This window comes from Pseudoduganella sp. S-14, assembly GCF_049913285.1.
In the GTDB taxonomy this organism is placed as follows: Bacteria; Pseudomonadota; Gammaproteobacteria; order Burkholderiales; family Burkholderiaceae_D; genus Rugamonas.
On record NZ_CP183991.1, the window covers coordinates 5,746,187 to 5,759,412 of the forward strand.

Below are 13,226 nucleotides of genomic sequence, written 5' to 3' on the forward strand. Positions count from 1 at the left end.
CTTATTCCCCCTTGAAGTTTGGAGCGCGCTTGTTGATGAAGGCGTCCACGCCTTCGCGGTAGTCGTGGCTGTAGCCAAGCTCACGCATCATTTCGCCTTCCAGCTTGAGCTGGTCGGACAGGGTGTTGCCGTAGCTGGCTTGCAGCGCATGCTTGGTGAAGGCCAGTCCCTTGGTCGGGGCGGTAGCGAAGTGCCGGGCCATGGCCATGGTTTCGTTCATCAATTCTTCGTCGGGAACCGCTTTCCAGATCAGGCCCCATTGTTCGGCGCGTTCGGCGGAGAGTTTTTCGCCCAGCATGGCAAGGCCGGTTGCGCGGGCGTGGCCGATCAGGCGTGGCAGGTGCCAGGTGCCGCCGGTGTCCGGGATCAGGCCCAGTTTGCAGAAGGCTTCGATGAAACTGGCGGATTTCGCGGCCAGCACGATGTCGCAGGCAAGGGCCAGGTTGGCGCCGGCGCCGGCAGCAACGCCGTTCACGGCGCAGATGACGGGCATCGGCAGCTCGCGCAGCGCCAGCACCAGCGGGGCGTAGAATTTTTCGACGGATTCGCCGAGGTCCACTGCGGCGCCGCCTGGTGCGACCGCGCGGTCGCCCAGGTCCTGGCCGGCGCAAAAGCCGCGGCCGGCGCCGGTCAGCACCAGCACGCGCACGGATTTGTCGGCGCGCAGCTGGGACAGGGCTTCGCGTACTTCCAGGTGCATGGCCTGGGTGAAGCTGTTCAGCTTATCGGGGCGGTTCAGGGTCAGGGTGGCGACGCCTTCTGCGATTTCAAACTTGATGTTTTCGTAGCTCAATTCGTGTCTCCTCTTCTTTAAAACCGGTAAACCTGGGTACGACCCCAAGGGTCGGCCCCTGATACGCGGCGGTCGCCGGTCGGGTCTGACCCTTGGGTCTGACCCAGGTTTACCGGGTTTGGGGTTATTCAGCCTGATCGAAATCGACAATCACTTTATCAGTGACCGGAAACGCCTGGCAGCTCAATACAAAGCCACGTGCAATCTCGTAGTCTTCCAGCGCATAGTTGACGTCCATGTCCACTTTGCCTTCGACCATCTTGCAGCGGCAGGTAGAGCATACGCCGCCTTTGCAGGAGTAACGCATATCGAGCCCCGCGCGCAAACCGGCATCCAGGATCGACTCCTTGTCCTTCTCCATGGTGAACGAAGCCGCATTACCGTCCATGATCACGGTGACTTCCGTCAGGTGCGGCGCTGCATCGGCCTGCACGCGCGGCTTGTGATGGTGCTTTGGAATGCTTGCAGCAAACAGCTCAATCTTGATGTTCGCCTTTTGCATGCCAGCCTCCTGCAGGGCAGCGGAGACACCAAGCATCATGTCTTCCGGTCCGCAGATGAAGGCCGTGTCGTAGTCCTTGATGTCGATCCAGTGCTGCAGGAACTGCTCGGTCTTTTCTTTCGTGATACGGCCGTTGAAGAGCTCAATATCCTGCTGCTCGCGCGACATCACATAGACGATGTTCAAGCGTTCGAGGTAGGCATCCTTCAGTTCCATCAGCTCGGTCTTGAAGATCACGGACGAGGAGGCGCGATTGCCGTAGAACAGGGTAAATCGGCTGGTCGGCTCGGTCATCAGCGTAGTCTTGATGATCGACAGGATAGGCGTGATGCCGCTACCTGCCGCAAAAGCCAGGTAGTTCCGGCTCTGCCCCGCATCCAGCGGTACGTTGAAGTGGCCCATGGGCGGCATCACTTCGATGGTGGCGCCGGGTTTCAGCGCGTCGTTGGCCCAGGTCGAGAACATGCCGCCAGGGGTGCGCTTGATCGCCACGCGCAAGGCGCCGTCCTGCACGGCGGAGCAGATCGAATACGAGCGGCGCACGTCTTCGTTATTGATGTTCGTGCGCAGGGTAAGGTGCTGGCCCTGCTGGTATTTGAAGCTTTCCTGCAGTTCGGCAGGCACGGCAAAGGTGACGGCGATGCAGTCGCGGGTCTCCTGCTGCACCTTGGCGACGGACAGTGGATAGAATTTGCTCATGGTGTCAGTGGCACTTGAAGTAGTCAAAGGGCTCGCGGCAATCGAGGCACTTGTACAGAGCCTTGCAGGGCGTGGAGCCGAACTGGCTGGTGATTTCAGTGTGGCTGGAGCCGCAGTGCGGGCAGACGACCTTAGGCGCCGGGACGGCGCCGCGGGCAACGCTGGCCTTCAGCGGATCCAATGGCGCAGCGGAGGCGCGCGGGGCGCGCAGTCCGCTGATGTCGACCACGCGCTGCGCCGGCGGCGCAATGCCATAGCCTTTCAGCTTGGCCTTGCCCGAATCGCTCATCCAGTCGGTCGTCCAGGCGGGCGACAGGCGGGTGATGATGTCGACCTGCCTGATGCCCGCATCATGCAACGCGCCTTGCACCGCGTCGGCGATCACTTGCATGGCCGGACAGCCCGAGTAAGTCGGCGTGATCGTGACCGCGCAAGACGATGCGCCGGTGACCTGCACATCACGCACAATGCCGAGGTCCACCACGGAGATCACAGGGATTTCCGGATCGGAGACCTGCTCCAGCAGCGACCAGACGCGCGCCGCGTCCATCACCACTCCGAACCCGGGTAAGCGCGCTGCAGGAACTGCATCTCGGCCAGCAGGTAGCCCAGGTGCTCGGTATGGCGGCCTTGCTTGCCGCCCTTCTGCATCCACGCGTCGGCCGCTGGCATGGCCAGCGTCGCTTCGCCGAGGATATCCGACACGTGCGACAGCCACTGCTCGCGCAGCATGGCAGCCGGGGGCGCAACGCCTTCGGCAACCATGGCTTCGTCCACCGCGTCGTAGTTGAACACCTCGCCGGTGTACATCCACAGTTCGTCAACCGCAGTTTGAGTGAACTGGTGCGACACGTCGGTGCCGTCGCCCAGTCGCACCATCAGGTCGCCGCTGCGGCGCAGGTGATAGGTCACCTCCTTCAGCGACTTCTCGGCGATTTCCGCGATGCGCGGATCGGAGGAACGGGTCAGCGCGCCAATCAGGAAATAGTGCCAGCTATCGAAAAAGAACTGCCGCACCAGCGTGTGCGCATAGTTGCCGTTCGGCTGCTCGACCAGCAGCACGTTCTTGTAATCGTGCGCATCGCGCAGGTATGCCAGCTTGTCCTCGTCGCGCCCCGCGCCTTCCAGTTCTGCGGCGTAGGTGTACCACATGCGCGTCTGGCCCAGCAGGTCCAGCGACACGTTCGACAGCGCCATGTCCTCTTCCAGCGCCGGGCCCTTGCCGCACAATTCGCACAGGCGCTGGCTCAAAACCATGGCGTTATCGCCCAGGCGCAGCAGGTAATTGACCTTGTTATCCATAGCAGGGAGCCTTACAGGTTCTTCACTTCTTCCGGCATCGGGAAGAAGGTCGGGTGGCGGTACACCTTGCTGTTGGAAGGCTCGAACAGCGGCCCCTTGTCGGCCGGCGCGCTGGCGACGATATCGGAAGCGCGCACTACCCAGATGCTCACGCCTTCATTGCGGCGGGTGTAGACATCGCGCGCGTTGTTGATTGCCATCTCCGCATCGGGAGCATGCAGGCTGCCCACATGCTTGTGCGCCAGGCCGTGCTGGCTGCGAATGAAGACTTCCCACAGTGGCCATTCTTTGCTCATCTTGTCTCCTCTCAGGCCGCGGCCTGCTCCTTATTGTGTTTGTCGGCGTAGGCCACCAGCGCGTCGCGGAACCATGCGCCATCCTCGTAAGCCTTGACGCGGGTGCGCAGGCGCTCGCGGTTGCATGGGCCGTTGCCCTTCAGGACCTGGTGGAATTCTTCCCAGTCGATTTCACCGAAGTCGTAGGAGCCGCGCTCCTCGTTCCATTTCAGGTCAGGGTCGGGGATGGTCAGGCCCAGGAATTCGGCTTGCGGCACGGTCTGGTCGACCATGCGCTGGCGCAGTTCGTCGTTGGAGAACAGCTTGATGCGCCAGGCGCTCGATTGCGCGCTATTGACCGAGGCCGCATCGGAGGGTCCGAACATCATCAGCGACGGCCACCACCAGCGGTTCAGCGCATCCTGCGCCATCGCCTTCTGTTCCGGCGTGCCTTTGGCCAGCGACATCATGATGTCGTAGCCCTGGCGGGCGTGGAAGGATTCCTCCTTGCAGACGCGGATCATGGCGCGCGAGTACGGGCCGTACGAGCAGCGGCACAGCGGGATCTGGTTGATGATGGCCGAGCCGTCCACCAGCCAGCCGATGGCGCCCATGTCGGCCCAGCTCAGGGTCGGGTAATTGAAGATGGACGAGTATTTGGCTTTGCCGCTGTGCAGGGCCGCCAGCAATTCGTCGCGCGACACGCCCAGGGTTTCGGCGGCGCTGTACAGGTAAAGGCCATGACCGGCTTCGTCCTGGATCTTGGCCAGCAGGATGGACTTGCGTTTCAGGGTCGGGGCACGGGTCACCCAGTTACCCTCGGGCAACTGTCCAACGATTTCGGAGTGGGCATGCTGGGAAATCTGGCGGATCAGGGTCTTGCGGTAAGCCTCCGGCATCCAGTCCTTTGGCTCGATCTTGATGCCGGCGTCGATGCGCGCCTGGAATTCGCGCTCCTGCGCGTCCATGTCTTCTGCGGTCTGGACCTTTTTCAGGCCGGTTTCCACCATTTGTGCGTACATAAGGAGGGCCTCCTTGTTCGGGATAGCTTCATAATACGATACAAAAACCGCTTTGGAAACGAATTTTATGTGTCATTTAAAAAATCTGCATCTAGATCAATGACAGTGTATAAAATCGGTCTATGCAAAAAAACCAGAAAATCAATGGCTGGATCGAAGAATTCCTGGCCAGCGACCCGCCGCGCTCCAAGTCGCTGGTGATGACCATCTTCGGCGACGCCATCGTCCCGCACGGCGGCATGGTGTGGACCGGCAGCCTGATCGAACTGCTGGCGCCCTTCGGCGTCAACGACCGCCTGCTGCGCACTTCCGTGTTCCGCCTGGCCCAGGAAGGCTGGCTGGGCGCCCAGCGCGACGGCCGCCGCAGCAGCTACGCCATCACGCCCGACGCCATGCGCCGCTTCAGCCGAGCCTTTCGCCGCATCTACGCCCCGCTGAACGTGCACTGGAATGGCCAGTGGACCCTGGTGCTGGCCGCCGATAGCCTCGACGCTCCGGCGCGCAGCCAGTTGCGCAAGGAGCTGCTGTGGGAAGGCTACAGCGTGATTGCCCCCGGCATCGCAGGCCATCCCGCCGGCGACATGGAAGCGCTGGAAGCGCTGCTGTCGCGCCTCGGCCTGCTGCCAAAGGTGTACGTTGTGCAGGCCAGCGAAGTGCCCGGCCTGCGTGCGCGGCCGCTGGGCGAGATGGTGACCGAAGGCTGGGATCTCAGCCAGGTGGCCGCCGGCTACGAGAAGTTCGTCGCCACGTTCAGCGTGCTACCAGCCCTGCTGGCCGAAGCAAGCGAGATCGATCCCGAGCAAGCCTTCGTGCTGCGCACCCTGCTGATCCACGCCTACCGCCGCGTCCAGCTGCACGACCCGCAACTGCCGATCGAACTATTGCCCGAACCCTGGCCCGGCGCCCGCGCCTACGAACTGGCCAGCCAGCTCTATCGCCAGCTCTCCGCCCCTGCCGAAAGACACATTCTCGCCGCCCTGCGCCGCGAAGATCCAGGCGCCCCGCAACCCGAAACCAGCTTCCACCAACGCTTCGGCGGCCTACAGTAGAGCCCGTGTCACACCTTGGGGTCACACCCCGGGTGTGACACGAGCGCGACCATAGGCTGGTGTATCATGTCGAGCTTCGCGCGCAGCGCTTCATTTTTCCGACAGGACACACAATGTCTATCAAGATCAGCAGCCAGTTCGACGCTGGCGCCATCGATGTGGTCAGCGTTACCTCCGCTGGCGATATCGACGTCAATATCCGCAAGGACTCGCACGCGGACATCATCCAGTGGTTCTATTTCCGTGTTCAGGGCGCGCAGGCCGTGCCGCTGACCATCCGTTTCCTGAATGCTGGCACGGCTGCCTATGCCGAGGGCTGGAAGGGCTACAACGCCGTCGCCTCCTACGACCGCGACAACTGGTTCCGCGTCCCGACTTCCTTCGATGGCGAAGTGATGACCATCGAGCACGCACCGGAACACGATTCGGTCTACTACGCTTACTTCGAGCCGTATTCGTGGGAACGCCACCTGTCCCTGCTGGATTCCGCGCAACAGCACCCGCTGGCCGAACTGGTCGACCTGGGCAGTACCGTGGAAGGCCGCGACATGAACATGCTGGTGATCGGCGACCAGGCAGCCGAAAAGAAGGTGTGGGTCATCGCGCGCCAGCACCCTGGCGAAACCATGGCTGAGTGGTTTGTGGAAGGCATGGTCGAAGCCCTGCTCGACGCCGCCAATCCATATGCCCGCCAGTGCCTGCAGGATGCCTGCTTCTACATCGTGCCGAACATGAACCCGGACGGCTCCGTGCGCGGCAACCTGCGCACCAACGCCGCCGGCGCGAACCTGAACCGCGAGTGGAACGAGCCGACCATGGAGCGCTCGCCGGAAGTCTTCCTGGTCAAGGAAAAAATGAAGGAAACCGGCTGCGACCTGTTCCTGGACGTGCACGGCGACGAAGGCCTGCCTTACGTCTTCGTGGCCGGCAGCGATGCCCTGCCGAACTTCACCAGGGAGCACAAGGCCGCCCAGGACAAGTTCATCGCCGACTTCAAGCTGGCGTCGCCGGACTTCCAGTCCGAGCATGGCTATCCTGACTCGCCATACACCCCGGAAGTGCTGACCATGGGTTCGCCGCACATCACCCACCTGTTCGGCTGCCTGTCGCTGACCCTGGAACTGCCGTTCAAGGACAACGCCAACGATCCGGACGAACTGGTTGGCTGGAACGGCGCCCGTTCCGCCAAGCTGGGTGCTGACGTGCTGCAGCCTATCCTGCGCAACCTGCGCAACTTCTAAGCCGTCATCAGCGCAGCAGCGCCCGGAACGCCTTCGGTATCCACGGGCGCGCTGCCAGCATGATGGTCACGGCGCGGCGCTGTTCCCACGGCAGCCGCGCATCATCCTGGTGCTGCAGCGAGAATTCGTCCGCCACCTGCTTCAAGCGGTCCAGCAAGGCGCGTGTCGATTGCTGCGACAACATCACGCTCACCAGCCGCTGCACCTCATGATGGCCGTCGAAGCGGCTATCGAAATAGTCGCTGTACGCTTCGTCGCGGAAGAAGCCCTGGATCGGGCCATTCGGCAGCCAGCTGAAAGTGCGCGCCACCAGCAGCTTCACCTTGTTGTTCGGCTTGAGCATCAGGAAGCCGATCTTGTCGAGCCTTAGCAGGCAGGCCGTCGCTTCGGCGGCGCTGATCTTGTAGTTCTTCACCACTTCTTCGATCGGCACCTGGTTCAGCGCCAGCACGGCCACCACCAGCAGCTTGGTGTCGCTGATGATTTCTTTTTCCTGCGCGTAGGTGAGTTGCGAGATCAAATGCGGCGTATCGGCGCTGGCTTGCGCCAGTTCGGCAAAATCCATCTCCAGCACAGCCAATACCTGCTCCAGCCGGTCGAGCGTGAAATTGCGGGCCGCGAACATGCGCTTGATGCTGGGTTCGGAAAGACCGATCTTCTGCCCCAGGGCGGCGTAAGTAATGCCGCGCGCCTTGAGCTGGCGTTTGAGCGCGTCGACCAGGCGGATGACGTTGGACATGCTTGAATTTCCTGCAATAAAGTATCGCAATATGATACCACCAGCATGGCGCGGCGCTACAGTGCGCAAAGCAATTGCCCGGCCCCTGGCAACGCAGCAAGATGGCCGCTCCTTTAACCTGTGGAGCAAACAATGAAACGCACCCTGATCGCCGCCTTGCTCGCTGTCGCTTGCGCCAGCAGCCAGGCGGTGAATGGTTCGCAAGCCTTGAGCATCGGCGGCCTGTCCACCGTGGTTGTCGTAACGGGATCCGTGGTGGCAATGATGACTGACAACTCGCCGGTAGTCGATTCGGTCGAGACGGTCGGCGAAAGCGTGGTGGTAGTGGTAAAAGCGGCAGGCGACGGCAGCAGGGCTACCTTGCAGTTCAGCGGCAAGGCGCTGGAAGGCGTCTCGATGGTTGCCGGCACCGCGGTCAGCGTTGTGGCCATGTCGGCCGGCCATGCGCTGGTAGTATCGGGCAAGGTGATCGCCTTCATCCCGAACGAGGCGGGCAAGGCACTGCTGCATCACAGCCAGGTGAGCTGAGCCATGCGACGCCTGATCCTTGCGGTGTCATTAGCCAGTGCAATGGCCGGCGCGGCCCACGCCGGCCAGAGCTGCGAACGCAAGCCGATGTCGGTGGAAGAGGTGAAACGCGGCCTGGACCTGGCCCAGCGCAGCATGCAGGCGCTTGACGCCAGCGGCGCGCAAGTGGCCGTGATTGCGCGCGCCGGACAAGACCTCTCCAAGTATGGCTTGCACTATTCCCACGTCGGCCTGGCATGGCGCGATCATCCGGCAGGCCGCTGGGTGGTGGTGCAGTTGCTGAACGAATGCGGCACGGCCGATTCAGCCCTGTTCAACGATGGCCTGGGGAACTTCTTCCTGTCCGGGATGCACGAGTACAAGGCGCAGCTGATGTTGCCGGCGCCGGAAGTGCAGCAACGGCTGGCGCAGGTGCTGGCTTCGCGCACGCCGCTACGCCTGCACCAGCCGCACTACAACATGCTGTCCTACGCCTGGTCGACGCGCTACCAGAACTCCAACCAGTGGGCGCTGGAGACGCTGGCAGCAGCGAGCGCGGATGCCGGCCGCGTCGAAACGCGCGCTGAAGCCCAGCAGTGGCTCGGTCAGGCCGGCTTCCGTCCGCAGCCAGTGGAAATCGGCGCCATGACGCGGCTTGGCGGCCGCATGTTCCGTGCCAACGTCGCCTTCGACGATCATCCGATGGGCCAGCGCATGCAAGGCCATATTACGACCGTGACGGTGGACGGCATTGAACAGTTCATGCGCAGCCGCGGCGCGCAGGTGATTGAGCTGTGACTATTTTAGGCTGAGTTTCCGCACGCGCGTCACGTGCTTGCGGCGCAGCCGTTCAAGCTCACGCGCCTGCGCGTAGCCCGGCTGGCCGGGTGCGCGCAAATGCGGCGGGATGAGGGGCGGCGCCTCCGGCTCGAAATACAGCGCGGGCAGGCGCTCGCTTTGTCGTTTGCTGGCCATGCTTCATGTTAGGCCCAGCCCTCCGAAGTTGCCAGTTTTGCGCCGGCGCAAAGGCCGTGCCGCGATCTGCGCCGATCATGGGCCTTTATGGAGGCGAACATGAAGCTATTTATTCCCCTGCTGGCTTGCGCCTTGCTCGCCGGCTGCACCTCGATGCCCTATCGTCCGGCAGTGGCGGATGGCGCCTTTCCCGGCCTGGCGGACTTTGCCGCCCACGGCGCCGTGACACAGCGTCGATCAAATGCGCCGACGTGGCTTGGCCTGCTGGAGCGCCCCGACCACGCGCACACCAATTACCTGCTTAACCCAGACGTTGCCCGAATGGTCGCGTGTGGTGAGCCGCGGAGTGCGCGCTGCGAATGATTTCGTAGACCTTGCGCGCTTCGGCAATCGTGTCGAAGCGCGGCAGCTCTTCAACCCCAGGCCAGGAGGCCAGCCCGCTGAACATATTGCCCGCCGCCGATACCCCAAAGGCAATGGTGCCCTCGCCATTTCGGTTTTCGGTCAGCGAGAACTCGCCCATTGCGCGCAAGTTCAGGCTTTTCATCCTGCGCTTGAAAATGCCGGAGCGGATGATGATGCGTTCATCAGTGACCGCGTACTCGGTATACGCGCGTTGCCACGCCTCGACCGCAAAGCGGCCGGCAACCATGTAAAGCCCGACCAGCACGAAGGGAATGCCCCACAGGCGAAACAACAGGGGCGCAGCTGAATTGAAGACGGAGTACTCCCAGAACAGGGCGAAGCCGCCCCACATCAGGCTGAATGGAATCATCAGCAAATCGGAAGCGCGCAGCATCAACCCCTGTCGCGGGGCGCCGCTCCATAAGACGCGTTCATTGATCGACAAATTGTCCATGCCGCCATCTTACCCGGCAGGAGTGCCTATAAATCTGGCAGATTGTCACTTCCAGAAAATCAGTAAGCGCTTCCACCAGCTTCGACCCGTTGGCTCTGCGTCGTGCACATTGGGAAGCAGCGCGAAGTCGGTCACCAGGCTGGCCACGCGGCCATCCGCGCCATAACCGAAGTAGGAAGCGTACGGGCCAGCGCCCGCGCCGGCTGCAAAAGAGACGACGCAATCCGGGCCGGCCTGCGGGTCCATGAAACAGGCGCTGCCGGATTCCACGCAGTAGCCGAAGATCTCACCCGGCTTGAGCGTGCGGGCGTCCTGCGTTGCGACCAGCGCGGGGTACCAGTGGGCGACCGGCGTGTCGGCAAGCTGCACACGGGCATAGGCGATGCGCTCCTCGCCGTTGTCGAACCCCGCCATCGCGAGCGTGACGGGATATTCGCCGTTCGGCACGCGTTGCGTAAACGGCTGCAGTCCGGCTTCGGCCTGCGGGTCGCCAGCGGCGATCTTGCCGGAGATGACTGCCAGCCGGCCAGCTTCGGCCAGCGTGAACTGAATGTTGGTCTCTTCAAACGTAAAGCGCTCCGCAGCAAAGGCGGAGCGCAGTCCTTCGGGATTGGGCGCATAGCTCATGCGCCCATCATATTACTTTTGAAGGCGTGCCAGCAATTCCTTGCCCACCAGCGGTGCCGACGCGGGATTCTGGCCGGTGATCAGCTCACGGTCGGTCACCATATTGCCCTGCCAGTTGGCAGCCTTGGAAAATTGCAGGCCAGCCTTCTGCAGCGCGGTTTGCGGGTAGAACTTCATTTCGCCGCCGCCCAGTTGGGACTTGGACGCCTCCTCTTCATCGTTGGTAAAGACAGTGACCTTGTAGCCGGAGTAGATCCATTTCGGCTGGGTGGGCGTGGCGCCTTGCGCCAGCTTCATGGCGAAGCCCTTGGCATCAGGCATGGCTGACAGCAATGCGATCGGACCGTGGCATACCAGCGCGGTCGGCTTGCCGTCCTGGTGGAAAGCGGCCAGCACCTTGCCCAGCGCGGGACTGGCCAGAAGATCCTGCATCGGTGCGTGACCGCCAGGCACGTAGACTGCATCGAACTTGCCGTAGCCCTGCTGCTCCACGCGCGCCAGGCTGACCACTGGCGAATTGGCGCTGTCGGTCAGGCGCAACTGTTCCAGCAGCTTGCGGTGCGTTTCCAGTGCCGCCTGGTCGCCGCCGAAGAACATGGTGTTGACCGAACCCTGGTCCAGCGTCGGCGCCTTGCCGTTCGGGGTGGCGAAGGTCACCGTGTGGCCTGCGTCCAGCAGCATCTTCACCGGCTGCATCAGCTCATTGAGGTAAAAGCCGGTTTGGAAGGTCTTGCCGGCTTTGAGGTCCAGCGTGGCCTCGTCGGACAGGACGACCAGCACGTTGCCGGCATTGGCGTGCATTGCCGCAGCGGCGAGCGCGATCGCAGTAAGTTTCTTCATCATGGTTTGCTCCTTGTGGAAGTTGATGGCGCTACTTTATTCAAACCTCCAACAACGATAAACTACCTTAAAACCAAACCATTTTTCCCTTAAAGGCAATAATGAGCCGAAAATACGACCACCTGGGCGACGTCGAAACCTTCGTCACCGTCGTTGAACGCGGTTCGCTGACGGCGGCCGCCGTCGCCATGTCCACCACACCCTCGGTCGTCAGCCGCGCACTGGCCCGGCTGGAGGCGCGCCTCGGCACCCAGCTCCTGCGCCGCACCACGCGCAGCCTCGGACTGACGGACGCTGGCCGCTTGTACCTGGAACAGACGCGCGCCGCGCTGTCCCTGATCGACGACGCCGAACGCGCGGTGCAGGCCGAAGGCCGCGAAGTCACCGGCCGCATCCGCATCAGCGCCCCGACCACGTTCGGCCATTACCGCCTGCCCGCCCTGCTGCAGCAATTTTCCGAACGCTATCCGTCGGTACGGGTGGAGCTGAACATCACAAACCGCAATGTCGACCTGGCGGCGGAAAACTTCGATTTCGCCATCCGTCAGGGCACGCTGAAGGACAGCAGCATGATCGCCCGCAAGCTGGAGGACGCCCAGCTGGTGCTGGTCTGTTCGCCCGCATATGCGCAGCGGCGAGGCATGCCGCGCGACCTTGATGCGCTGGCAGGGCATGCGTGCCTGACGTTCCAGCTGCCAAGCACGGGACGCTCCTTCCCCTGGCAATTCCTGCGCGATGGCGAAGAGCTGGACTGGCCGCCGGCATCGGCGCTTGAAGTGACGGATGATGCGTTGGGAACGGTATCGCTGGCGGAGGCAGGCCTGGGCATATGCCAGACCTTCCGCTTCATCGCACAGGACCGGCTTGAACGCGGCGTGCTGGTGGAAGTGCTGCCGGAGCTGAAGGGCCGCAGCCGGCCCTTCTCGCTGATCTACACGGCGCAGCGCCGGATGACGGCTGCGGCGCGCGCCTTTAGTACATGCCTCCTCGGACAGGCGTAGTGACCAATCAGCAATTTTGTTTGTTACAAGGAAAGTAACGTATAATTCCCGCCTTTACAAACCTGTCGTTCTGTCAACAATTCCGGATGGCAAGCGACCATCATCATGGAGCTCAAATGGCTGCATTCCCTACCCGCACGCTGCTGATCGGCGCATGCCTCACCTCGGCCCTGTTTGGCTGCGCAACCGAAAGTTCGCGCAGCCTCGAAGTCGCAACCGTCGCAAGCGCCAGCCGCCCTTATGCCGGCCCACGCAGCCTGATCGCAGTGGGTCGCTTCGACAACCGCTCCAGTTTCCAGCGCGGTATCTTTTCCGATGGCGTTGACCGCCTCGGCAGCCAGGCCAAGACCATCCTGATCTCCCACCTGCAGGAGACCAACCGCTTCAACGTGCTGGACCGCGATAACCTGGAGCAGTTGAAGCAGGAAGCTGACTTCAAGCGGGAAGGCCAGTCCATCAAGGGCGCCGACTTCGTCGTGACCGGCGATGTGACGGAGTTCGGCCGCAAGGAAGTGGGCGACAAACAGTTGTTCGGCCTGGCCGGGCGCGGCAAGACCCAGGTAGCGTACGCCAAGGTGACGCTGAATGTTGTCAACATCAAGACCTCCGAAGTCGTTTATACGGCGCGCGGCGCCGGCGAATTCAGCCTGTCGAATCGTGAAGTGCTCGGCTTTGGCGGCACCGCCAGCTATGACGCCACGCTGAACGGCAAAGTGCTCGACCTGGCCATGCGCGAGGCCGTAGAACGCTTGGTAGCCGGCGTCGAAAGCGGCGCACTGACGCTCGCCAAATAAG

General features: G+C 62.5%; 17 protein-coding genes. 6 read left to right on the top strand and 11 right to left on the bottom strand.

All coding sequences use genetic code 11. The features are described from left to right. Position 1: 1 nt before the first annotated feature. The 6 genes from paaG to paaA form a co-directional block, all read right to left on the bottom strand. Positions 2–793, bottom strand: a complete 792-nt coding sequence (gene paaG / locus ACN9MZ_RS26520) for a 2-(1,2-epoxy-1,2-dihydrophenyl)acetyl-CoA isomerase PaaG (protein ID WP_426339804.1) — start codon at positions 791–793, stop codon at positions 2–4. Between the two features lie 124 nt (positions 794–917). Beyond that, entirely contained in the window at positions 918–1,994 is a 1,077-nt protein-coding gene (paaE, locus tag ACN9MZ_RS26525) for a 1,2-phenylacetyl-CoA epoxidase subunit PaaE (protein ID WP_426339805.1), read from the bottom strand. Positions 1,995–1,998: 4 nt separating this feature from the next. Continuing rightward, complete coding sequence (gene paaD, locus ACN9MZ_RS26530) at positions 1,999–2,544, bottom strand: 1,2-phenylacetyl-CoA epoxidase subunit PaaD (protein WP_426339806.1); 546 nt, start codon at positions 2,542–2,544, stop codon at positions 1,999–2,001. After that, positions 2,544–3,296 carry a 1,2-phenylacetyl-CoA epoxidase subunit PaaC gene (gene paaC, locus ACN9MZ_RS26535; RefSeq protein WP_426339807.1) on the bottom strand — a complete coding sequence of 251 codons (753 nt, stop codon included), beginning with the start codon at positions 3,294–3,296 and terminating at the stop codon, positions 2,544–2,546. The genes paaD and paaC overlap by 1 nt, the downstream gene beginning before the upstream one ends. 11 nt (positions 3,297–3,307) lie before the next feature. Next, positions 3,308–3,592, bottom strand: a complete 285-nt coding sequence (gene paaB, locus ACN9MZ_RS26540; protein ID WP_057260923.1) for a 1,2-phenylacetyl-CoA epoxidase subunit PaaB — start codon at positions 3,590–3,592, stop codon at positions 3,308–3,310. Positions 3,593–3,603: 11 nt separating this feature from the next. Beyond that, the gene (gene paaA / locus ACN9MZ_RS26545) at positions 3,604–4,593 is read right to left on the bottom strand and encodes a 1,2-phenylacetyl-CoA epoxidase subunit PaaA (protein ID WP_426165058.1); all 990 of its coding nucleotides are present in this window, start codon (positions 4,591–4,593) and stop codon (positions 3,604–3,606) included. Between the two features lie 122 nt (positions 4,594–4,715). On the opposite strand from paaA, the gene paaX reads away from it, so the two are divergent. Both paaX and ACN9MZ_RS26555 read left to right on the top strand, forming a co-directional pair. Continuing rightward, positions 4,716–5,642 carry a phenylacetic acid degradation operon negative regulatory protein PaaX gene (paaX, locus tag ACN9MZ_RS26550; protein WP_426339808.1) on the top strand — a complete coding sequence of 309 codons (927 nt, stop codon included), beginning with the start codon at positions 4,716–4,718 and terminating at the stop codon, positions 5,640–5,642. Positions 5,643–5,755: 113 nt separating this feature from the next. Continuing rightward, positions 5,756–6,883 (top strand): M14 family metallopeptidase, encoded by a 1,128-nt coding sequence (locus ACN9MZ_RS26555; protein ID WP_426339809.1) that lies wholly within the window; start codon positions 5,756–5,758, stop codon positions 6,881–6,883. A gap of 7 nt (positions 6,884–6,890) precedes the next feature. Here the strand turns inward: ACN9MZ_RS26555 and ACN9MZ_RS26560 are convergent, their stop codons facing one another. Next, on the bottom strand, positions 6,891–7,622 hold the full coding sequence (locus tag ACN9MZ_RS26560) for a helix-turn-helix domain-containing protein (RefSeq protein ID WP_426165064.1): 732 nt from the start codon (positions 7,620–7,622) through the stop codon (positions 6,891–6,893). A gap of 132 nt (positions 7,623–7,754) precedes the next feature. Between ACN9MZ_RS26560 and ACN9MZ_RS26565 the strand changes: the two genes are divergently transcribed. Beyond that, positions 7,755–8,150 carry a hypothetical protein gene (locus tag ACN9MZ_RS26565; protein ID WP_426339810.1) on the top strand — a complete coding sequence of 132 codons (396 nt, stop codon included), beginning with the start codon at positions 7,755–7,757 and terminating at the stop codon, positions 8,148–8,150. Between the two features lie 3 nt (positions 8,151–8,153). After that, complete coding sequence (locus ACN9MZ_RS26570; protein WP_426339811.1) at positions 8,154–8,927, top strand: DUF2145 domain-containing protein; 774 nt, start codon at positions 8,154–8,156, stop codon at positions 8,925–8,927. On the opposite strand, the gene ACN9MZ_RS26575 is transcribed toward ACN9MZ_RS26570, so the two are convergent. The 4 genes from ACN9MZ_RS26575 to ACN9MZ_RS26590 all read right to left on the bottom strand — a co-directional run bounded on the left by ACN9MZ_RS26575 (position 8,928) and on the right by ACN9MZ_RS26590 (position 11,433). Next, the gene (locus tag ACN9MZ_RS26575; protein ID WP_426339812.1) at positions 8,928–9,104 is read right to left on the bottom strand and encodes a hypothetical protein; all 177 of its coding nucleotides are present in this window, start codon (positions 9,102–9,104) and stop codon (positions 8,928–8,930) included. Between the two features lie 301 nt (positions 9,105–9,405). Then, positions 9,406–9,903 carry a PH domain-containing protein gene (locus tag ACN9MZ_RS26580; protein ID WP_426339813.1) on the bottom strand — a complete coding sequence of 166 codons (498 nt, stop codon included), beginning with the start codon at positions 9,901–9,903 and terminating at the stop codon, positions 9,406–9,408. 105 nt (positions 9,904–10,008) lie between these two features. Next, positions 10,009–10,590 (bottom strand): DUF4241 domain-containing protein, encoded by a 582-nt coding sequence (locus ACN9MZ_RS26585; protein ID WP_426339814.1) that lies wholly within the window; start codon positions 10,588–10,590, stop codon positions 10,009–10,011. A gap of 12 nt (positions 10,591–10,602) precedes the next feature. After that, complete coding sequence (locus ACN9MZ_RS26590; protein WP_426339815.1) at positions 10,603–11,433, bottom strand: type 1 glutamine amidotransferase domain-containing protein; 831 nt, start codon at positions 11,431–11,433, stop codon at positions 10,603–10,605. A gap of 98 nt (positions 11,434–11,531) precedes the next feature. Here ACN9MZ_RS26590 and ACN9MZ_RS26595 point away from each other — a divergent pair, with 98 nt between their 5' ends. Further along, entirely contained in the window at positions 11,532–12,431 is a 900-nt protein-coding gene (locus ACN9MZ_RS26595) for a LysR family transcriptional regulator (protein ID WP_426339816.1), read from the top strand. A 116-nt stretch (positions 12,432–12,547) separates the two neighbouring features. Continuing rightward, on the top strand, positions 12,548–13,225 hold the full coding sequence (locus tag ACN9MZ_RS26600; RefSeq protein WP_426319330.1) for a CsgG/HfaB family protein: 678 nt from the start codon (positions 12,548–12,550) through the stop codon (positions 13,223–13,225). Position 13,226: the final 1 nt, after the last annotated feature.